Origin of the sequence: Vibrio sp. E14 (genome assembly GCF_020515785.1) — a bacterium.
GTDB lineage: Bacteria > Pseudomonadota > Gammaproteobacteria > Enterobacterales > Vibrionaceae > Vibrio > Vibrio diabolicus.
Window position 1 is genome coordinate 360,583 of sequence record NZ_JAHPJI010000002.1, and the last position, 21,784, is coordinate 382,366.

Consider the following 21,784-nt stretch of genomic DNA (forward strand, 5'->3'; position numbering starts at 1 on the left):
TGCTACAAGGTTTTAGTTGATGGGCATTGTAGGTTATCATAAGCCGCTTTTACTATCATTATTAGAGTCTTTATGCCGATTACATCTAAATATACTGACGAGCAAGTAGAGAAAATTCTTGCTGAAGTAGCAACAGTTCTTGAAAAACATGCTGCTTCTCCTGAGTTGACGCTAATGATTGCCGGAAATATCGCAACCAATGTCTTAAATCAACGTGTTGCTGCTTCACAACGCAAAGCGATTGCTGAAAAATTTGCTCAGGCGCTGATGTCTTCTTTAGAAACACCAAAAACACACTAATAACGGACAATAGAACACATACATGGTAGACAGCGGAAACTCATACGGCGAACGTGTATCTCGACTGGTTGGTTGGGGTCACTGGTTTGCATTCTTCAATATCGTCGCATCGATGTTGATAGGCACACGCTACATTGTTCAGTCTCCTTGGCCCGAGACGTTACTTGGTCAGTTTTATCTGGCGGTTTCTTGGGTTGGTCACTTTGGCTTTCTAGTTTTCGCGCTTTACTTGCTCGTTCTATTCCCGTTAACGTTTATCCTGCCATCGCGGAAATTGTTCCGTTTGGTGGCAGTGATTTTCGCGACCGTTGGGCAAACCATATTATTGATTGATACCCAAGCGTATCAGTCTATCAATTTGCACTTAACTCCTGTCGTTTGGGAGTTACTATTCAGCGAAGATAAAAGTGCACTCAGCACTGATCTACAACATCTCTTTGTTGTAATGCCGCTGATCTTCCTTATTCAGCTCGCTCTATCCGAATGGGTATGGCGAAAACAGCGCAAACTTTCTCATAAGCACGTAGGACGTCCTCTAGCTGCTGTATTTTTCCTCAGCTTTATGACCAGCCATTTGGTTTATATTTGGGCTGATGCATACTTCTACAATCCAATTACCAGTCAGCGTTCAAACTTCCCATTGTCTTATCCGATGACGGCGAAGAGTTTTATGGAAAAACATGGTCTACTTGACCGTGAGGAATACCTAAAACGCTTAGCGGAAAATGAAGGCAACGTAGAATTAGTCAATTACCCTCTAGAAAAGCTAGAGTTTAACCGTCGAGTCAATAAGCTCAACGTGTTGATGATCAGCGTAAACAACCTGCGTGCAGACGCGCTGAATCCAGAAGAGATGCCTAACCTCTATGAGTTTGCCGAAAACAATCAGAACTTCCGTAATCATTACAGTTCAAGTAATGATACTTACGGGGCTTTCGGTTTGTTCTACGGCTTACCAACCAGTTACGCCTCAAGCATCAAGGCGCAAGGTGCTTCGCCGGTGTTACTCGATGTACTGAAAGATCAGGGCTACAACTTTGGTTTATTCAGTGGCAGCGGGTTTGAAGATGATCTCTACTCAGAGATTATTTTCCGCGACTTAAAACTAGCGGAAGACCTCGATGGCACACAAGCTCATACCGATAAGCAATCTATCGCGAACTGGAATACATGGTTAACAGAGAAAGCGAGTCAACCATGGTTTAGTTACATCGAAGTCACCACCGTTGATAATTTTGAATCGATCCCTTCAAATAATGACGAAGAAATGTCCGCAAGTGAACGCTTCAAAAAAGCTTATGAATATGCGGTGAAATCAGCGGATAAAACCATCGCTAGCATTATTGGTGAGCTTGAAACAAATGGACTATTGACAAACACCATCGTGATTATCACTTCTAATCACGGTAGTGAGTTTAACGAAACCAATACGAACAGCTGGGGCGCAAACAGCAACTACAGCCGTTATCAGTTACAAGTTCCTATGGTAATCCAATGGCCAGGAATGTTGGCTGGTGAATTTAATCACAGCACAAGCCACTTGGACCTTTCGGTCACGTTGTTGCAGGATATGCTCGGTGTATCTTCCAACCCATATGATTACAGTAGTGGCCGTAACCTATTTGATGAAAGTCGTCGCCGTTGGATCCTAGCGGGTGACACTCGTGAGCTTGCCTTAATTACTAGCTCGCAAACCACAGTGATCGATAAGTTTGGCAACTATAAGTTGTATGATAAAAATTACAAACGACTTCGAGATGATGCACCGAAGTTGCCAGTTTTGATGCAAGGTTTAACTGAGTTACAGCGTTTTTATTCTAAAAACGATTAATACCTAGCAATCCATATACTATTCAAACTCCCCTTTTTGGGGAGTTTTTGTTTATTTAAACAACACAAACCACAAATTTGCGCAGTAAACATCCAATCAGTTCAACTAGGGGTTTACAACATTTTCAAAGCCTTATATTATGCGCCTCAACAACGGAGAGATGGCTGAGTGGTTGAAAGCACCGGTCTTGAAAACCGGCATACGTTAATAGCGTATCTAGGGTTCAAATCCCTATCTCTCCGCCACTTTTAGAAAAAGCCCGCTAAGAAATTAGCGGGCTTTTTCGTATATCCAGATTTGAAAAGATTTGTACAAATCCCTCCTTGAATACAAACCAAGCAATCGCCACATTCAGAAAGAACCCATTAGAAAATTAACGCCCTTTTCGTTCCAGTGTCCCGTTATGAATCAGGTTGATACTCACGTCTAGTTGTATTTACTTACCAACAAAAACTTCTTTAGCGGCATTAATGAGCTGTAAATGGATTGGGACGAGGTCTGAATGATTCGTTCGATATCCACCTCCGACGACAGCTGCGACAGGGATACCTCGCGATTTCATTGTTTGCATTAAAAATCTATCACGCTCTAAAATCCCTTGCGTCGACACATCAAAATATCCAAGCTCATCGTCTTGATGTATATCAACACCAGCATCGTAGATAACCAAATCAGGACGATGAAGATTAAGCGCCATATCGACCACTTCCTTAAACGCTATTAAAAAATCCTCATCACCTGTTCCTCGCACCAAAGGCACATCTAGATCAGACTGAGGCTTTCTAGCCGGGAAGTTTTTGTCACAGTGGAAAGAAAGCGTGATGATATCTGGCTCATCGTGACACAAAGTTGCTGTTCCATCCCCATGGTGAACATCACTATCAATGATCAATACTTTATCGACATGTTCGACTTCGAGCGCTTGCCTGGCCGCGATCACTAAGTCATTAAATAAACAAAAACCACTGCCAAACTCTTTGTGTGCGTGGTGATACCCGCCACTCAAATGAATGGCAACACCATACTCAAGTGCTTTATTTGCGGTCAAAGCCGTGCCCGCTGCTGAAGTTAGCGTTCTGGTAATGAGAGACTCACTCCAAGGAAAACCTATTCGGCGCATCTTCGCAGCTGGCATGTTTCCATTCACAAGTAAGTCGACGTATTCCTGGTCATGAACACGTTTTACTTCCTCAACAGTTAATGCTTCTGGCTGGAAAAACTGCACGTGTTCTTTCCAGTTATCTTTCTCCATATGTACCAATACCGATTCATAGAGGTACTGGTACTTCATAATTGGGTAACGATGCCCCTCTGGCAACTCAAGTTGAGAATAAATCGGGTGGTAGATAAATGGCAGCATGAGAAATTCTTAATAACAATGGTAACGAAATAGTATCAACTTCAAGGGTTGAATAAAATGCAATTTAATTGATAATGATTTTCAATATCAATTAAATTTAATATACATATGAATTCTACTTTCTTTGCTATTCTCGGCGCACTGTTTGGCTCTCTTTGTGCTCTGTCCCTATTTTCATCTTTCGTTGTTGGTGCGTGGTGGCTGGTTGATTTTATTGCGCTTAGCTAACACAATGACTTTCAACTGAAATCAAAAAAATATAGGTGTTTGTATGAGTCAAACCGTCTTTATTACCGGAGCAAATCGCGGCATTGGCCTTAGCTTAACTGAGCTGTACCTGAAGCAAGGCCATCAAGTACACGCTACTAGCCGTTCCTTAGAGAACAGTTCTGAACTACAAACTCTAGCCTCACATTACAGCAATCTAGTTTTGCACGAACTGGATGTTACTCACTACGAACAAGTCGCTCTGCTTGCAGATAAGCTCCCCGCCATCGACTTACTCATTAACAATGCGGGATATTACGGCCCCAAGGGATACGGCTTTGGAAACACTGACGTAGAAGAATGGCGTAAAGTCCTCGAAGTGAACACCATTGCACCGTTAAAACTGGTTGAGCACTGTTACCCTCGCTTACAACAAGGCAAGATAAAAAAGATTGCTTGTATCTCATCAAAAGTGGGGAGCATGACCGAAAATACGTCCGGTGGCGGTTATATTTATCGTTCATCGAAAGCGGCGCTAAACTCGGTTGTTAAAAGCTTGAGTAATGATTTAACACCTGAAGGATTTACCGTTTTAGCGCTTCATCCTGGTTGGGTAAAAACGGCAATGGGCGGGCCAAATGCATTGATCGATACGCAAACCTCCGCGCAGGGCCTAGCGAACGTGATAGAGCTGAGTACACCGCAACTTTCAGGTCGATTTATTAACTACGATGGTACTGAGCTACCTTGGTAGCGGCGTTAAGAAACAACCATCAATAAACCAAATAACACCTAAGCTAGGCTTCATAATCGTGACTTGGTTGGCAAACATAATGTTCATCGGCGATCTACCAGCATAATTCGCGCAATCTAACTTGAATTTATCTATATCCAATCCAGACTTATGAAAAAGTAGAACAATTAAGGAGAAGGCACGATGGCAGCAGATAGGGATTTGGTTAATTTTAGCGAAGAGCATGAGCTAAACTACTGCTTGAGAAGTGCTGGTAAACGCCAAACTCAAGCGAATCGAGATACATTAGTTGACTTAGGCAACCAGGTGAAAGAGGTACTGGACAAACGCGTGTTAACTCAAGGTGAAGTAAGAGGCGCGATCCAAAACCACGGCGACCTGTTCGAGTAATCTATTTTCAAGCATGCGCGGTGTTTAATTACGCCGCGCTTGTCCTATGCCCGCTTACCTTTGGCTGCACCAGATTTAGTTGCGCCACCACTCTTTGAATAACTACGCTTTTTACGTTTAAACGCAGGACGTTCCACTTTGGGTAGATGACGCAATGAATCAGGGATCGGCCCTGCTTTTACTTGTGCCATCAAGCCATCAATGCGTTGCTCTAGTGCTTGCATAAACGGCTGATATGCCTGATTTCTCTCTGCCATACCTTGTAACTGGTGCTCCCAATGAGCCGTCATATCTGGGTACGTTGAATCCTGTGGCAAGGCATGAATGAGACCTCTTCCCGCAGGAGAGCTGAGAATTGATTTACCTTGACGCGTGAGCAGTTGGCGTTTGAACAGCGTGTCCAAAATACCAGCGCGAGTCGCTTCCGTACCTAGCCCATCAGTATCACGAAGGATTTTTTTCAGTTCTTTATCCGCAACGTAACGGGCGATCCCGGTCATCGCTTGCAACAGCGATGCTTCGGTAAAGTGCTTTGGTGGCTCGGTTTTTCGGTCTTTTATTTCCCCTTCACGACAAGTTAACACGGTGCCTTCTGGTAACGGTGGTACGGCATCAATACCTTCATCTTCCTTGTCAGTTTTGCCCATTAGCGCTTTCCAACCCGGCGAAACTAACTGACGACCTTTCGCGATAAACGTACCACCAGCGATATCGAAAACTAATTTCGCTTCTGCGTAAACCGCCGCCGGATAAAACTGCATGAGATACTGGCGCGCAATCAATTGATACACTTTCATCTCATTGCCCGAAAGCGCATTCACATTAGCTTGTTTTGGTGTAGGGATAATCGCATGGTGCGCATCCACTTTTTTATCGTTCCAGGCTTTGGACTTTAATGTTAAGTCTGCTCCCTGAACGGCACCTTGCAGCTCTTTTGCGTTATTCGCAATAGCTGTTGTCACCATCTCTGCTTGTGAGTAGTGTTCCATCGGTAAATAGCGACAATCTGAACGTGGATAAGTGATCAGCTTGTGCTTTTCATACAATGCCTGACAAGTATCTAGTACTTGTTGCGCACTCATACCATAGCGCTTCGCTGCATCGATCTGTAAAGCAGATAATGAATAAGGTAATGGTGCTGATTGCTTGGTTTGCTTTTGTTCCGACTCCGTCACTTTTGCGGGTTGATTTGCAATACGGTTTGCAACATTTTCCACCAACTTACGGTTTAATACTCGCCCTTCTTCGTCCTGCCAAGGCTTACATGCCTCACTTGGCTTCCAACGAGCACGAATATCAAAAGTACCATTGGCATCTTGATATGGGATCAGAGCATGTAGGGTAAAATAGTCCTTTGGGACAAAGTTTTCGATTTCTTCATCACGACGCACCACCAAGCCAAGAACTGGGGTTTGCACTCGCCCTACCGAGAGAACACCTTGATACCCTGCTTTTTGACCAAGCAAGGTATAAGCACGAGACATGTTCATGCCATACAACCAATCAGCCCGAGAGCGAGCCAATGCAGAAACTGAAAGTGGGATAAACTCGCGATTACTGCGCATAGAACTGAGTGCGCGTTTAACCGCAGGTAAGTTCAAGTCGGAAATCAGCAAACGCTGTGTGGATTCCTTCTTGGTTTTAGATAACTTGCAATAGTCGAGAACTTCATCAACTAACAGCTGACCCTCTCGGTCTGGGTCTCCTGCATGAATGACTTCGTTAGCTTCTTTGAGCAATTTACGAATCACTGTTAATTGCTTACTTGCGCTTTTCCTCGGTCTGAGCTGCCATTGCTGCGGAACAATTGGTAAATCTGCCATATTCCACTTTTTATAACGCTCATCGTAAGCGTCAGGTTCGACTTGTTCGAGCAAATGGCCGATACACCAAGTAACGATATCCCCGTTCCCACAGCGGATGAATCCTTGATCTTTCTTTTGAGGGTTTGGCAGGGCAGCGGCAATCGCACGGCCTAAGCTTGGTTTTTCAGCAATAAACAGACGAGACATAACGTTTTGGAAATAAATATAATTAGGGCCACATTAACGAATGTAGCCCTAATAAATCAAGAAAAACTGTATAAATAAACAGTCAATTTACCTAGATGCTCAGTTATAGAAACTCAACAAACTGAGAAAGGTCACGCTCAGGAACTTTCATCGGTGTGCAACCAGGCGTACCTAGGTACAAGAAACCAACAATCTCATCGTCGCCTTCTAAACCAAACGCTTGATGAACTTCTGGATGGAACATCCACTTACCTGAGCGCCAAAACCCTTGAAAGCCTTGCGCTACCGCTGCCATCTGCATGGATTGTACGGCACATCCCGCAGATAAGTGTTGCTCTAGTGCAGGCACTTTCTCATGTTCCGTTACTTTAGCAATCACCGTGATCACCATTGGCGCACGAAATGGCGCATTTTTCACCTTTTCGACCACCGCTTCATCACTATTTTCAGCTTCTACGGCTTTTACCAAGATATCTGACAGTTTTTTCAAACCATCGCCCTGTGCGATAACGAAACGCCAAGGGGTTAATCCCGCATGGTCAGGCGCACGAAGGCCTGCACGAATGATGTTCTCAAGTGCTTTACCTTCTGGTGCAGGCGCAGATAACTTCGCGATAGATCGGCGATTGAGCAAAAGATCGAGAGCGTCCATGAAAGAATCCTTATCGAATATCGTTGTTATTTTGTTTACGCCACTTTAGCACAATCTGTTCCTACGAATAACAACCGGTTTTCTGTGGGCTTGATAACGTGCTTCACTTAACATCAAACTCGATTTAATGTTAATTTATTCGCGAAATGAATAAGTTGAACATAGGCAGGTTGATGAACAAGGATAAACAAAACAGCATTTACGAAAAGATCGTTAATGACGAAGATGCCCGTGCCTGTAAGGCGATTCCTGAATCAGCTTGTCATCAAGTTCCCGGCAACTTTCTTAAAATCATTCTTGCTCAGTTTTTAACGAAGGTCGGCGATGCGTTAATCAACCCCAAAGTCACGTTGCCGTGGATACTACAAAGTCTCGGGGCACCGGTTTACTTAATTGGTTGGCTCGTTCCTATTCGTGAATCAGGTTCCCTTATCCCACAACTTAGCATCGCGCACTACATCCGACGCATCCCAGTAAGAAAATGGGTCTGGGTAATTGGCAGCATCTTGCAGGCTCTTTCCATATTTGCAATCGGATTGGTCGCATTAACTCTAACAGGAGCAGCTGCGGGTTATGGTGTAATTGCTTGTCTTGTGATCTTCAGCCTCTCACGCGGTTTAAATTCCGTCGCATCAAAAGATGTGTTGGGAAAAACCATCCCCAAAAACCAACGAGGTCAAGTCAACGGCTGGTCTTCAAGCGCTGCTGGCCTTGTTACACTACTTTTTGCTAGCCTTCTGGCACTAGCCTGGTTATGGGACGTAGAGCCGACGGAGCGCTTTTACAGTCTGAGTTTAGGGTTAGCGGGCGCCATATGGCTTATTGCGGCATTAGTTTATGCACGAATTAATGAGTATGCCGGTGAGGTAGACGGTGGTCGAAATGGCGTCCTTGAGGCATTTAAACAACTCGCGTTACTTAAAACAGACGTGACCTTTCGTCGATTCGTTATCACGCGGACACTATTTTTATGTTCTGCGCTGAGTGCACCGTACTACGTTGTGCTGGCACAGCAATCTCTGGGTGGACAGCTCTGGGTGCTAGCTCTCTTTATGTTTGCGAGTGGCTTAGCCTCCTTTGTGTCAGGTCCTTTCTGGGGAAGAATGTCCGATCGATCTAGCCGCAGTGTTATGGTCATCGGCGCAACGATGAGCGCGCTACTTGGCGTTGTTTTATTTGTTTACGATACTTGGATAATCGCCAGCACAAGCTTCCTATTCGTGATTCCTCTGCTCTACTTTTGTGTGTGCATTGCCCACGACGGAATACGAGTCGGACGAAAAACCTACTTAGTTGATATCGCAGAAGGTGACAAACGGACAAGCTATGTAGCCGTGAGTAACACGGTGGTTGGGATAATGCTGCTTCTAATGAGTTCTCTTGGTGTCATGTCGAACTTTTTGAGCCTTTCAGCTGTGGTGTTAGTGTTCTCTTTTATTACTCTTTCTGGCGTGGTAATGGCCAAACAACTGCCAGAAATCAGTGACTAGTTCTATACAAAAAAGCTGCGCTCAAAGCGCAGCTTTCATAGTAAACACACCTTGAAAGACTAGAGTTTTACCGCCAATTTAACGCCTTGACGAATCGCACGCACAGCATCAAGTTCACCCGCATGGTCAGCTCCGCCAATGATATGAATCTTCTCTCCAAGTTCAGACCATTTATCTTCAAATGGACGAACAGACTCTTGCCCCGCACAAATGACGACTTTGTCCGCGTTCAATAATTGTTCTTTTCCATCTACATGAATGTGCAAACCTTGATCATCAATTTTATCGTAAGACACGCCACCGACTAAATGTACGCCCCGTTTTTCAAGGGTACGTTTATGGATCCAACCTGTTGTTTTACCCGGACCTTTACCTACACGACCTTTACGACGCTGAAGCACCCAGACTTCTTTATCGCTGACCGCATCAGGGTAAGGGTATAAACCACCCGGTTGGGACATCTCTTTGTCGATTCCCCATTCATGCAACCAGTCATCCAACGTTTGTCCAACCGGCTCAGTGAGCATGGTCGCGACATCTACGCCAATACCACCTGCACCAACGATAGCCACTTTCTCACCGACTGGTGTTTTGTCTCGAATGAGTGTTTGATAGTCGACGACTTTTTCTGGGTTATCAATTCCATCAATATTGACTTTACGTGGCTCAACACCCGATGCCATCACTATCTCATCGTATTCTGTTAGTAGGTCATAGTTCGCTTCCGTCGATAAGTGCAGATTCACGCCTGTTTCATCAATACGATTAGCGAAATATCGTATCGTCTCTCGAAACTCTTCCTTACCAGGGATCTGCATAGCAAGACGGAACTGACCGCCGATGCGGTCGTTCTTTTCGAACAAATCAACCTTATGGCCACGTTCAGCCAGTGTAGTCGCACAAGCTAAGCCCGCCGGACCTGCTCCGACAACGGCAATGTTTTTCTTCTTAAAGGCTGGTTCAACAACAATTTCGGTTTCATAGCACGCAAGTGGGTTCACTAAGCAACTGGCGCGCTTACCTTTAAACACGTTATCTAGACACGCCTGATTACAACCAATACACGTATTAATGAGCTGCGCTTTTTCCTGCTCAGCTTTAGCAACAAAGTAAGGATCGGCCAAGAATGGGCGCGCCATCGAAACCATGTCAGCATGACCTGAAGATAGAATACGTTCTGCTTCGTCTGGCGTATTTATTCGGTTACAAGTGATGATAGGAACCGAAACGTGAGGTTTAACTTTTTCCGTAACCCACGTAAACGCACCGCGTGGTACTTGAGTCGCAATGGTAGGAATTCGAGCCTCGTGCCAACCGATACCCGTATTGATAATCGTGACGCCAGCCTCTTCAAGCGCTTTCGCCAATTCGATAACGTCTTCAAATGTGCTGCCCTGCTCGACAAGATCCAGCATAGAGAGACGGAAAATGATGATGAACTTGTCACCCACCGCCTTACGAACCGCTTTGACAATTTCTAGCGGAAAACGCATACGTTTTTTGTAACTGCCACCCCATTCGTCGTAACGCATGTTCGTGCGCTTACATAAGAATTGGTTTATCAGGTAACCTTCCGAGCCCATTAACTCGACGCCATCATAACCAGCAAGCTGGGCTAACTCAGCGCTGTTCGCAAAGGCATCAATGGTTTTCTTTATCTGGCGGTCGCTCATTTCACTCGGAGCAAACTTTGCAATTGGCGCTTTAATGCCAGACGCACTTTGCGAGAATGGATGCATGGCATAACGCCCAGCATGGAGAATTTGTAGGGCAATTTTGCCACCGTGCTTGTGCACCGCTTCTGTCACAACTTTGTGGGCCTTAGCATGCTTTGGTTTGCTGAACTCAGCACTCAACGGGTGCAAACGACCGCGTAAGTTCGGAGAAAAACCTCCGGTTACAATCAGTCCAACACCGCCTTTCACGCGTTCTTCATAGAAAGCGGCGAGCTTCTGTAATCCTTCTTTGTGCTCTTCTAAGCCCGTGTGCATTGATCCCATCAGGACTCGGTTTCGTAATTGTGTAAAACCGAGATCCAGTGGCTTTAATAGGTTTGGGTACATGGCAGACATCACTTAACATCCATTGTTATTATCATGGTCTGACCAGATTAAGCCCGCTCAACCAAAAAATCAAACAAGCGTTTACATTTTTGTAACACCGATCAATCTCGCGTGAAAATATGCCAATTGTTGAGTGGTCGTGATAAGCTAAAAAAATGTTATCTTTTGAGATCTTAGAGATAAGAACCCATACTTTGTTAGACTCGGCGTAACTATCTCGTTATGGAGACAAGATGAAAAAACTCTTCAAATTTATTGGTTTGATATTTAAAGGGATATGGAAGAGCATCACCTTTATCAGACTTGCACTGGCAAACCTGATCTTCTTGCTGATGATTGCCGTTTTCTACTTTGCTTTTACTTATACCGGAGACGGTCAACCCGTCGTCGAAAAAGAGTCGGCATTGGTGATGAACCTTTCAGGTCCGATTGTCGAACAAAGACGCTATGTAAATCCAATGGACTCTTTTGCTGGTTCCCTTTTGGGCAATGAGTTACCGAAAGAAAACGTCCTTTTCGATATCGTTGATACTATTCGCTACGCGAAAGACGATCCTAAAGTGTCTGGATTAGTGCTAGCACTGCGAGACATGCCAGAAACAAATCTCACGAAATTACGTTACATCGCGAAAGCGTTGAACGAATTTAAAGCGTCAGGTAAACCCGTTTACGCCGTAGGTGATTTTTACAACCAAAGCCAATATTACTTGGCAAGTTACGCTGATAAAGTTTACCTGGCACCTGATGGCGGCGTATTGATTAAAGGTTACAGTGCCTATTCAATGTACTACAAAACGTTATTGGAAAAGCTTGATGTTTCTACTCATGTTTTTCGCGTAGGTACTTATAAATCCGCTATCGAACCTTTTATTCGTGATGACATGTCCGATGCCGCGAAAGAGTCTGCAACACGCTGGGTTACTCAGTTGTGGAGTGCTTTTGTTGATGACGTAACCACAAACAGAAATATTGATGCGAAAGTGCTTAACCCAACCATGAATGAGCTGATTGACGAAATGAAGTCAGTGGATGGTGATCTTGCTCAGCTCGCGGTTAAAATGGGCTTGGTTGATGAACTCGCGACACGCCAAGACATTCGCACTCTATTTGCCAAACAGTTTGGTAATGACGGCAAAGACAGCTACAACGCGATTGGTTACTACGACTACCTTGCAACGATTCGTCCTGATTACACACTACCTCAGCACGATATCGCCGTTGTTCTAGCAAGTGGCGCGATTATGGATGGTCAACAACCTCGTGGTACTGTCGGAGGTGACACCGTCGCAAGCTTGTTGCGTCAAGCACGCAATGATGAAAAGGTGAAAGCGGTCGTGTTGCGAGTAGATAGCCCCGGGGGTAGTGCCTTTGCCTCTGAGGTGATTCGCAACGAAGTAGAAGCACTAAAACAAGCAGGCAAGCCAGTTGTTGTATCCATGTCGAGTTTGGCTGCCTCTGGTGGTTATTGGATTTCAATGAGCGCAGACAAGATCGTTGCTCAGCCAACAACACTGACGGGTTCCATTGGTATTTTTAGTGTCATCACCACGTTTGAAAAAGGCTTTAGTAAGTTAGGCATTAATACTGATGGCGTTGGCACATCGCCGTTCTCTGGTGACGGTATTACCACTGGCCTTTCTGACGGCGCGTCTCAAGTATTCCAATTAGGTATCGAGCACGGTTATAAGCGCTTTATTTCTTTGGTTGGCGAGAATCGCGATATGTCTCTAGAGGAAGTCGACAACGTCGCTCAAGGTCGAGTTTGGACAGGACAAGACGCCCTATCCTTTGGTCTTGTTGACCAGATGGGTGACTTTGACGATGCTGTAGAGCTAGCGGCGAAACTGGCGAACGTGACCGATTACGGCATTTACTGGGTAGAAGAACCGCTTTCTCCTACTGAACTATTTTTACAAGAGTTCATGAAACAGGTGAAAGTCTCTCTAGGTATTGATGCAACCAGCTTGCTACCAAAAAGTCTTCAACCCGTAGCTCAGCAGTTCGAACAAGACGCAAGCTTGCTACAAAGCTTTAACGATCCTAAAGGTCAATACGCATTTTGTTTGAACTGCCAAGTGCAGTAGCTTTTTCATTAATATTACAAAGGGTATCTCTACTTGAGGTGCCCTTTTTATTACGCTCAACATCTCCTCAGATGACTTTCTGATGCTGTGCGCATAGCCTCGCATCTCAAGGTTATTTAGGTATATAATCCCCGCCTCTGTTCCCCTACATGAAAGAAAAAACGATGACTAGAAAACACATCTACATCGCTTACACCGGTGGCACCATCGGAATGCAAAAATCGGATCACGGCTATGTGCCTGTTGCTGGCTTTATGGAAAAGCAACTAGCAAGCATGCCAGAGTTTCACCGTCCTGAAATGCCGGATTACACTATCCACGAATACGATCCTCTGATTGACTCATCAGATATGACGCCTGCCGACTGGCAGCAGATTGCGGATGATATTCGTGACAACTATGACAAATACGATGGTTTCGTCATCCTACATGGTACTGACACCATGGCATATACAGCATCTGCATTGTCTTTCATGCTTGAAAATCTTGGCAAGCCAGTGATTGTTACAGGTTCACAGATCCCTCTTGCGGAGCTGCGTTCTGACGGTCAAGCAAACCTATTGAATGCTCTGCATATTGCCGCAAACTACCCGATCAACGAAGTTACTTTGTTCTTCAATAATCAGTTGATGCGTGGTAACCGCAGCACAAAATCTCATGCGGACGGTTTTAATGCCTTTACTTCACCAAACCTTCCTCCACTACTGGAAGCCGGGATCAATATTCAAGTAAGCAACAGCGTAACCGTTGGTGCACAACCAGAAGGTGAATTTAAGGTTCACAACATCACACCACAACCAATCGGTGTGATCACCATGTACCCTGGTATATCACATGAAGTTATTCGTAATACGCTTCGTCAGCCTGTAAATGCGATGATTCTGTTGACTTTTGGTGTGGGCAATGCGCCTCAAAACCCTGAGCTACTGGGCCACCTTAAAGAAGCCTCTGAGCGCGGCGTTATTGTCGTGAACCTGACTCAATGTTTGGCAGGCAAAGTGAATATGGGCGGCTACGCCACGGGTTGTGCACTGGCAGACTCTGGAGTTATCAGCGGCTTTGACATGACGCCAGAAGCGGCACTAGCAAAACTGCATTACCTTCTAAGCCAAAACCTTTCTTACGAAGAAGTGAAAGAGAGAATGCAGCAAGTACTGCGTGGTGAGATGAGCCTGTAAATTCAAGCTTACTACGATCTAAAAAGCCCAATAGAGATTGGGCTTTTTTCTTTTAAAGTCAAAGTAGTAGCGGTAAACGACACCCTGTAAAAATCAAAGGTTCGCTTAATCAATGTTCGGATTGACACGAACAATGTCGCTCTCTTCTCCGCTAAATTGTTTTTTAAGTTCTTGCTTCGATTTAAAGCTGATTTCACCACCTGCCGCAACCGTCATGTGCTGCGCATCAGTATTATGTTTTGATTGATACAACATCACAGCTTGCATACACGAATCTCGCTGCTCTTTAGAAAGTGTTGTACCCTCAGGCCATCTTCCCGTTTCTACTGCATAGACTAAGCGATCATAAACTTCTGGAGTCATCGCTTGTAATAGTTGTTCTGCGTCCATAATGTACCTTCTTATTACATTCTATTTACAGAACATAACGGGTTAAGAAACTGAGTCAAGAATACGAAAATGAATTGGTGTAACGGATCACAAGCAAAGCCATGAAAAGAACACACTGGTTACTTCTCAGCCTCACTAGTCTCGCACTAACGGGCTGTTTCGAAGGTAACGTGACAACCGAAGAGTTGTGCCAAAAAACACCAGAGCTGCGCTGCAAACAGCTCAATATGGATGACGGGCAATGTCGAGTTCCCAGAACAAATTTAGTATGGCATCGGTTTGAGCAATTGAAAAAACCATCAGAAGCCAACCAAATCATCGAATACGGTCTGGTCGCTGAATATAGAAAATGCTTAGAACTCGCCTCTCAGATCACACCTATTGATCAAAGTGCTCTCAAGAGACAGCGTTTTAACGCTTTGGTACACAGTATTGATGAGCTAGAACGCATCGTAAACGAGTTAAAAGGCTCAGAAGACCCGGCTACTTTGTATTTTTTGTGGTCTCAAACGGGTGACATCCAAGCTCGTCGCGCATTTTTACAAATGGAAGGCTCACCCAAGTTAAATACTGCTGAGATGCAATATGCATTAGCTACTTTCTATACTAATCGAGATGCCAAGAAAACGTTAATACTGCTGAATAAAGCGTTGTCTTTATCGGATGAAGACAACCTTAATCCGATCATTCTCAAATCAATGGCAAGCATTCATCAAGGGCTTGGAGAAAAAGAGCGCGCGTATCTGTGGGCAATGGTTGCAAAAAGATTCGACGTCCCGCTTGCTGATGAAAAGCAGCTCAAGCGTATGTTTAATTTTAGTCATGCAGAGCAATATCAGCAGCTAGATGAATTAGCTGAATCGGTGGCAAAAGCCATAGAGAGAGGGAACTACTCTCCAGCAATGATACCCAAAGAGATATAAACGAAAAAACTCCCGCAATTGGCGGGAGTTTTTCTTTGGGTCAAACTACACTCTGTTTTCTACTTACAACAAATCGTATTGAAAGGATAAAACACTATCGAGCACAATTTTGTCGTTATTGTTCTGATTTGTTGAAAATTAACGACACTGAATTAACACAAAAACGCTCACCCGTGGTCTGTGGGCCATCTTCAAAAACGTGCCCTAGATGGCTATCACATGTGGCACAACGAATCTCTGTACGTACCATTCCGTGACTCAGATCTTCTAAATAGCGCACCGCTTGATCATTGATGGGCGCATCAAAACTTGGCCAACCACAGCCAGAGTCATACTTGTTATCAGAAACAAAGAGAGGGGCATTGCAACAGGTACAAGCATAAACCCCCGTCTCTTTATTATGCAGTAGTTTACCGCTGAATGGCGGTTCTGTACCTTGCTCTCGGCAGACACGAAACTCTTCTTCAGAAAGTTGCTCGCGCCACTGCTCATCTGACTTCGCCACTTTTTTCCCGTTTTGCTCCACGACTTTCTGCTCCTTCTTTACTGTTTTTGGTATTGACTTTTTTAGCAAAAAACTTGCTTCTCTTAACAGTTGTAGCACATACTTTCTCACCAGGACACCATGCGTAATTAATTTGATAAGAGCACTTATCTCACCAGTTATATTACGCCAACTGGACTACAGAAGAATCAGTTAAAAGTTTAAAAAACGAACATTTGCGAAGAATTGTTAAAAAAAACGTCGCTTTTTTTTGACTTTAAACAAGTTAAGTCCGATTATCACTTGCAGATGTTTACTGGATTCTGTAATTTTACTACCAGTTATCTTTAATCAGAAATTAAGTTGTGGAGCAACTATAATGACTATCAAAGTAGGTATTAACGGTTTTGGCCGTATCGGTCGTTTCGTATTCCGTGCAGCGCAAGAGCGTGCTGACATCGAAGTTGTAGGTATCAACGACCTTATCGACGTAGATTACATGGCATACATGCTTAAGTACGACTCAACTCACGGCCGTTTCAACGGTACTGTTGAAGTTGAAGGCGGTAACCTAATCGTTAACGGTAAAACTGTACGTGTTACTGCAGAGCGCAACCCAGCGGACCTTAAGTGGGACGAAATCGGTGTTGACGTTGTTGCAGAAGCAACTGGTCTTTTCCTAACTGACGAGACTGCACGTAAGCACATCGAAGCTGGCGCGAAGAAAGTTGTTCTAACTGGTCCTTCAAAAGACGCTACTCCAATGTTCGTAATGGGCGTTAACCACGCTACTTACGCTGGTCAAGACATCGTTTCTAACGCTTCTTGTACTACTAACTGTCTAGCGCCTATCGCTAAAGTTCTTAACGACAAGTTCGGTATCGAATCTGGTCTTATGACTACAGTTCACGCTACTACAGCAACTCAAAAAACTGTAGACGGCCCTTCTGCTAAAGACTGGCGCGGTGGTCGTGGTGCTTCTCAGAACATCATCCCATCTTCAACTGGTGCTGCTAAAGCTGTAGGCGTTGTTCTTCCAGAACTAAACGGCAAACTAACTGGTATGGCTTTCCGCGTACCAACAGCTAACGTTTCTGTAGTTGACCTAACAGTTAACCTAAAAGAAGGCGCATCTTACGAAGCTATCTGTGCAGCAATGAAAGAAGCTTCTGAAGGCGAGCTAAAAGGTGTTCTAGGTTACACTGAAGATGCAGTAGTATCTCAAGACTTCATCGGTGAAGTTCAAACTTCTGTATTCGATGCTAAAGCTGGTATCGCTCTAACTGATAACTTCGTTAAAGTTGTATCTTGGTACGACAACGAAATCGGTTACTCAAACAAAGTTCTAGACCTAATCGCTCACATCTCTAAGTAATTAGATAGTTAGCAATTAGCGAATAACTTCGTTAAAGAAAAGGCGGCTCTAGAGTCGCCTTTTTTGTATCTGGAATTTGAGAGAATACCTCGGCGCTGTTGCATTGTATTTGCGACGGATGTCGAAACCCTACTTTCCCCAATGATAGGAAACAGCACATGGATTTAAAAACTCTCCCAGCTCTAACCGTGTTATCTGATAACGTTACTGTCGTTGAAATTGATCAGGTCAAAGTAGTACGTGTTATTCATGAGAAAGCGACAGCAGGCATCTCCTTACATGGTGGTCACGTTGTTTCGTTCACTCCTGCTGGTCATGAAGATTTGATTTGGATGAGCGAGAAGGCAATTTTCGACGGGAAAAAAGCTCTGCGAGGCGGCATTCCCGTTTGCTGGCCATGGTTTGGGCGTATTGCAGCACCGGCTCATGGTTTCGCACGTACTGCTGAATGGGAGCTGGTTGAACATCGCGAGAACGATAACGGCGTGATTGTTGAACTTGCTCTGTTCCCGACAGAAGAAATCCACGATATTTGGCCACATATGTTTGACGCTCGTTTGGTGGTTGAAGTTGGCGATGAGCTAAAAGTGACACTCAAAGTCATGAACATCGATGACGAAGCTTGGACCTTCTCTGGCGCGTTACATACTTACCTAAACGTTGGAGACATTAAGCAAGCACAAACGACAGGCATGGGTGCCGAGTACATTGATAGCTTGAAAGCTGATGCGGTATGCCAAGGTGGTGATGTTCTGCAACTCACAGACACCATTGATCGCGTTTACACGCAACCAGAAGCGAAAATTTTGGTAAAAGATCCGGAACTGAATCGTACATTAAGCGTGGAAAACCATGGTCATAACTCCGCGGTACTTTGGAACCCTTGGGCAGAAGGTGCACAAGGTATGGCTGATATGGCTGACGATGGTTACCAAACCATGCTGTGTGTTGAATCTACTGTTCACGCTCCAAGTATCGAGCAAGGTAAAACGCTCCAGCCAGGTGAGACTCATGAACTTGTCACTGTAATTTCAGTGCAGTAGTTATAACCAGATCAAAGGTCGGGAATACCCGACCTTTTTTGTAATAAAAGCCCCACCTAGATGGTCCTCTCTCAACTAACTTATTGGTTATCAGTCACTTTTGACTATTTCATTAATAAATATCAAAAAATTCGATCATATAAACCGATAGCATGCCGATACAAAACTCATAAATAATAAAAATATCAGGAACTGATCTATGTTAGAGAGATACCGAAATCAAAGTGTCGGATTCCAGTTAAAGCTGGTTATCACTTTGTGTCTATTCATTGCTTTCAGCAGTATTGCTGCGCTTGTTTACCGTAACGCTTCCGATGTTCTATTAGAAAGCACCCTTAAAGAGCACCAATCTAAAGTAGAGTCGATGGCTAAAACCATTGCTGGCCAATTCGATGCTTATCTGCATACCGCTAAAGTGCTCGAGTCCACTTTTCGTAATGGCTACCTTGCCGGTGTTTATGTCGAAAACTATACGGTTGATTTCATGGGGCATGAAATACCAAACATCACTCAATACAGTGAAAGCTTAATTAACGACACAAAGCTGGTCGATAGCTTCACACGTGATACCGGTGCTATCGCGACTTTATTCGCGCCTTTGGGAGATGATTTTATCCGTGTATCTACCTCACTAAAAGATCCACAAGGTCAACGAGCAGTGGGAACCACACTAGGTCTCGACCACCCAGGTTATCAGCAACTAAAAGCTGGTCAGCCATATTACGCTCAAATAAAGTTGTACGGCGAACGCTACATTACCTATTACTCTCCAATTAAAGATGCTACAGGAAAAGTTGCAGGGTTATCGTTTATTGGTTTGCCTGTAGATCAAGCAACACAAACGCTATTCGATGCGCTAGAGGAGATTAAATGGGGCGATACTGGCTATACCATCATTGTCGACAACGACGACAACAATCTTGGTAAGTACCTACTCCATCCGACCAAAAGTGCAACCGACCCTTCAATCACAGAAGTTCGTGACTACGAGGGTAATAAGCCTTTCCATAAAATTTTTGAACAAAAGAGCGGATTAATTCTCTACCCTTACCAATTCGGCTCAACAGTCGGCGAAAAGTACTTAGTGTTTACCGAAGTACCAGGCTGGAACTGGAAACTACTGGGTGGTACGTTCATCAAAGAAGTGACCAAAGGCAGTGATACACTACTCAAACTTATCGCCATCATTTCTTCGGTAGCGGCAATCATTACTTTTGTTGTACTGACACTTTTCTTGAATCGCAGCTTACAACCTCTGACCGTTCTAAACTCCTATATGACTCGCTTGGCGGGCGGCGAGGTCAGCTTGAACGTCCCATCGTCTCGTAAGGCATCAAAAAATGAAATTACGAACCTGAATACGGGTGTCGCCAGTATGGCAAGTCAACTCAATGAACTTGTTGGTAAGATCCGTTCCACAAGCGACTTAGTAGAGAGCAACTCCACCAGCGTTGCCAATGATGCCCATAGCAATTTAACCCAAGCTGACCGCCAACAAGAAGAAGTAGAACAAGTGGTAACAGCAATCGAAGAGATGGCCTCTTCTGCTCAATCGGTTGCCCAACAAGTCGAAAGTATTGCGGAAAACGTACGCTCCGCGAATACCGATAGTCAATCTGGTCTCGCGATTGTAGAAGGCGTATGTATCGATGTTGCTCAACTCAACGATCAGTTAGATCAATCAGCAGCGGCTATCGAGCAAGTCAATCGCGATAGTGAGAGTATTCAAACCGTCACGAAAATGATTGATGAGATTGCAGAGCAAACCAACCTACTTGCGTTGAATGCAGCCATTGAAGCCGCACGAGCAGGTGAGCAAGGTCGTGGCTTCGCAGTTGTAGCAGATGAAGTGCGTACACTTGCGCACCGTACACAAAGCTCAGTTCAGGATGTAGTTGAAATTATTGAGAAGCTAAAAGGCTCTACTCATAATGCAGTTAATATGATGACCGACAGCCAACGCAGTGCCAATCAGGTCTTAGACAAAGCACAAGACGCGGGTACAGCATTAGAAGCCATCGCAGTACAAGTCCAGTCGATAGCGTCTCAAGCCGACGCCATTGCTGCGACCTCAGAAGAGCAAGCTCAAGTATCCCAAGAAATTGCTGCAAATGCCCATTCTATCAGTGAGCTAAACCGAGAAAGCCGCGACACCAGCGCGAAAACATCGCAAAGTGCCATTGAACTGCAACAACAAGCGCGGAACTTGAAAGAGCAAGTCGACTTCTTTCACTAATACTTAATAAGAGCCGATTCCATCGGCTCTTTTTGTTTCACTTGAGACCTCGCTTTTTGATAGAATTTGCCGCCCTACTTTCTGTTCGAGATCGTCATGAACTATCAATGCCCTTTATGCCATCAAGCTCTAGCATTAAATGAAAAAACGTTTAAGTGCGAAAACAATCATCAGTTTGACTTAGCAAAAGAAGGCTACGTTAACTTGATGCCAGCGCACCACAAACGCTCTAAAGATCCTGGTGACAATAAAGAGATGATGCAAGCTCGTCGTCGATTCCTTGAGGGGAATTACTACAACCCAATGCGCCAAGAGGTTGCACAGCTGTGTGCCAAATACACAGAGGGAACCGATCATCAATTATTAGATATTGGTTGCGGCGAGGGTTACTACACGGATCAAGTGCAGAAAACGATACAAACGCAAACGGACGATGCGACGATATATGGATTGGACATTTCAAAAGTTGCGATTCGTTATGCGGCGAAGCGCTACACACAGTGTCACTTTAGCGTCGCTTCTAGCCATCGGCTTCCTTTCGCGAATGAATCCTTAGATGCTATTTTGCGCATTTATGCCCCTTGCAAGGCAGAAGAGCTTCAGCGCGTTGTAAAAGAGAACGGTGTGGTCATCACGGTGACACCTGCAAGCCGTCACTTATACCAACTACGTGAACGCATTTATCAAGATGTTCGTCTTCACAGTGAAGAGCCAGAACACATTGAAGGATATGAATTAGAGCATCAACAACATCTTAACTATGTTATGAATTTGAAGAACGGGGCCGCATTCGATTTATTGCAAATGACGCCATTCGCATGGAAAGCAACCGATGCACTTCGTGAAGAGTTGAAGTCCGCTACACTCTATCAGTGTGAGGCTGATTTTATGCTGCGCGTATATCGCAAAAAGTCCACTCAGTAATAATAGTGGCAGTCAATAAACGCAAATAGTTATCATTTATATTGATTCATTGCTCAGCCTCCATTAATATCATCCGGACATTTTTGGA

General features: G+C 44.5%; 18 protein-coding genes and 1 tRNA gene. 13 read left to right on the top strand and 6 right to left on the bottom strand.

Annotated features, from left to right (window positions below; genetic code table 11):
* Positions 1-72 precede the first annotated feature (72 nt).
* From LIX84_RS06935 to LIX84_RS06945, 3 genes are all read left to right on the top strand, one after another.
* Positions 73-300 carry a YejL family protein gene (locus LIX84_RS06935; RefSeq protein ID WP_005380722.1) on the top strand — a complete coding sequence of 76 codons (228 nt, stop codon included), beginning with the start codon at positions 73-75 and terminating at the stop codon, positions 298-300.
* A gap of 22 nt (positions 301-322) precedes the next feature.
* Positions 323-2,131, top strand: coding sequence for a DUF3413 domain-containing protein (locus LIX84_RS06940; RefSeq protein ID WP_226420979.1), 1,809 nt, complete (start codon positions 323-325; stop codon positions 2,129-2,131).
* Between the two features lie 154 nt (positions 2,132-2,285).
* A tRNA-Ser gene (locus LIX84_RS06945) sits at positions 2,286-2,376 on the top strand.
* Positions 2,377-2,567: 191 nt separating this feature from the next.
* Here LIX84_RS06945 and LIX84_RS06950 read toward each other — a convergent pair.
* Entirely contained in the window at positions 2,568-3,491 is a 924-nt protein-coding gene (locus LIX84_RS06950) for a histone deacetylase family protein (protein ID WP_104972008.1), read from the bottom strand.
* A 271-nt stretch (positions 3,492-3,762) separates the two neighbouring features.
* Between LIX84_RS06950 and LIX84_RS06955 the strand changes: the two genes are divergently transcribed.
* Together LIX84_RS06955 and LIX84_RS06960 are read left to right on the top strand one after the other, a co-directional pair.
* Positions 3,763-4,452 carry an SDR family oxidoreductase gene (locus LIX84_RS06955; RefSeq protein ID WP_145473614.1) on the top strand — a complete coding sequence of 230 codons (690 nt, stop codon included), beginning with the start codon at positions 3,763-3,765 and terminating at the stop codon, positions 4,450-4,452.
* 183 nt (positions 4,453-4,635) lie between these two features.
* Entirely contained in the window at positions 4,636-4,842 is a 207-nt protein-coding gene (locus LIX84_RS06960) for a hypothetical protein (RefSeq protein ID WP_005380717.1), read from the top strand.
* A gap of 44 nt (positions 4,843-4,886) precedes the next feature.
* Here the strand turns inward: LIX84_RS06960 and LIX84_RS06965 are convergent, their stop codons facing one another.
* Positions 4,887-6,854: a DNA topoisomerase III gene (locus LIX84_RS06965; RefSeq protein ID WP_145473613.1), complete on the bottom strand. Its 1,968-nt coding sequence runs from the start codon at positions 6,852-6,854 to the stop codon at positions 4,887-4,889.
* A 103-nt stretch (positions 6,855-6,957) separates the two neighbouring features.
* On the bottom strand, positions 6,958-7,506 hold the full coding sequence (locus LIX84_RS06970; RefSeq protein WP_226420980.1) for an NAD(P)H nitroreductase: 549 nt from the start codon (positions 7,504-7,506) through the stop codon (positions 6,958-6,960).
* A 173-nt stretch (positions 7,507-7,679) separates the two neighbouring features.
* Here LIX84_RS06970 and LIX84_RS06975 point away from each other — a divergent pair, with 173 nt between their 5' ends.
* Complete coding sequence (locus tag LIX84_RS06975; RefSeq protein ID WP_226420981.1) at positions 7,680-8,996, top strand: MFS transporter; 1,317 nt, start codon at positions 7,680-7,682, stop codon at positions 8,994-8,996.
* Positions 8,997-9,055: 59 nt separating this feature from the next.
* Here LIX84_RS06975 and LIX84_RS06980 read toward each other — a convergent pair whose 3' ends face one another.
* Positions 9,056-11,068: an NADPH-dependent 2,4-dienoyl-CoA reductase gene (locus LIX84_RS06980; protein WP_065645046.1), complete on the bottom strand. Its 2,013-nt coding sequence runs from the start codon at positions 11,066-11,068 to the stop codon at positions 9,056-9,058.
* 224 nt (positions 11,069-11,292) lie between these two features.
* Between LIX84_RS06980 and sppA the strand changes: the two genes are divergently transcribed.
* A complete protein-coding gene (gene sppA / locus LIX84_RS06985) occupies positions 11,293-13,143 on the top strand; it encodes a signal peptide peptidase SppA (RefSeq protein WP_226420982.1) in 1,851 nt (616 codons plus the stop codon).
* A 164-nt stretch (positions 13,144-13,307) separates the two neighbouring features.
* A complete protein-coding gene (gene ansA / locus LIX84_RS06990; protein WP_046874512.1) occupies positions 13,308-14,321 on the top strand; it encodes an asparaginase in 1,014 nt (337 codons plus the stop codon).
* A gap of 105 nt (positions 14,322-14,426) precedes the next feature.
* On the opposite strand, the gene LIX84_RS06995 is transcribed toward ansA, so the two are convergent.
* Entirely contained in the window at positions 14,427-14,711 is a 285-nt protein-coding gene (locus LIX84_RS06995) for a YeaC family protein (protein WP_005380700.1), read from the bottom strand.
* Between the two features lie 101 nt (positions 14,712-14,812).
* On the opposite strand from LIX84_RS06995, the gene LIX84_RS07000 reads away from it, so the two are divergent.
* Positions 14,813-15,634 (top strand): DUF2989 domain-containing protein, encoded by an 822-nt coding sequence (locus LIX84_RS07000; RefSeq protein ID WP_114323307.1) that lies wholly within the window; start codon positions 14,813-14,815, stop codon positions 15,632-15,634.
* Between the two features lie 115 nt (positions 15,635-15,749).
* On the opposite strand, the gene msrB is transcribed toward LIX84_RS07000, so the two are convergent.
* On the bottom strand, positions 15,750-16,160 hold the full coding sequence (gene msrB, locus LIX84_RS07005; protein WP_005396508.1) for a peptide-methionine (R)-S-oxide reductase MsrB: 411 nt from the start codon (positions 16,158-16,160) through the stop codon (positions 15,750-15,752).
* A gap of 337 nt (positions 16,161-16,497) precedes the next feature.
* Between msrB and gap the strand changes: the two genes are divergently transcribed.
* The 4 genes from gap to rlmA all read left to right on the top strand — a co-directional run bounded on the left by gap (position 16,498) and on the right by rlmA (position 21,696).
* Positions 16,498-17,493, top strand: a complete 996-nt coding sequence (gene gap / locus LIX84_RS07010; protein WP_012841556.1) for a type I glyceraldehyde-3-phosphate dehydrogenase — start codon at positions 16,498-16,500, stop codon at positions 17,491-17,493.
* Positions 17,494-17,651: 158 nt separating this feature from the next.
* Entirely contained in the window at positions 17,652-18,536 is an 885-nt protein-coding gene (locus LIX84_RS07015; RefSeq protein WP_012841555.1) for a D-hexose-6-phosphate mutarotase, read from the top strand.
* A 199-nt stretch (positions 18,537-18,735) separates the two neighbouring features.
* On the top strand, positions 18,736-20,772 hold the full coding sequence (locus LIX84_RS07020; protein ID WP_182019786.1) for a methyl-accepting chemotaxis protein: 2,037 nt from the start codon (positions 18,736-18,738) through the stop codon (positions 20,770-20,772).
* Between the two features lie 96 nt (positions 20,773-20,868).
* On the top strand, positions 20,869-21,696 hold the full coding sequence (gene rlmA, locus LIX84_RS07025) for a 23S rRNA (guanine(745)-N(1))-methyltransferase (protein ID WP_074191650.1): 828 nt from the start codon (positions 20,869-20,871) through the stop codon (positions 21,694-21,696).
* The last annotated feature ends 88 nt before the right edge of the window (positions 21,697-21,784 follow it).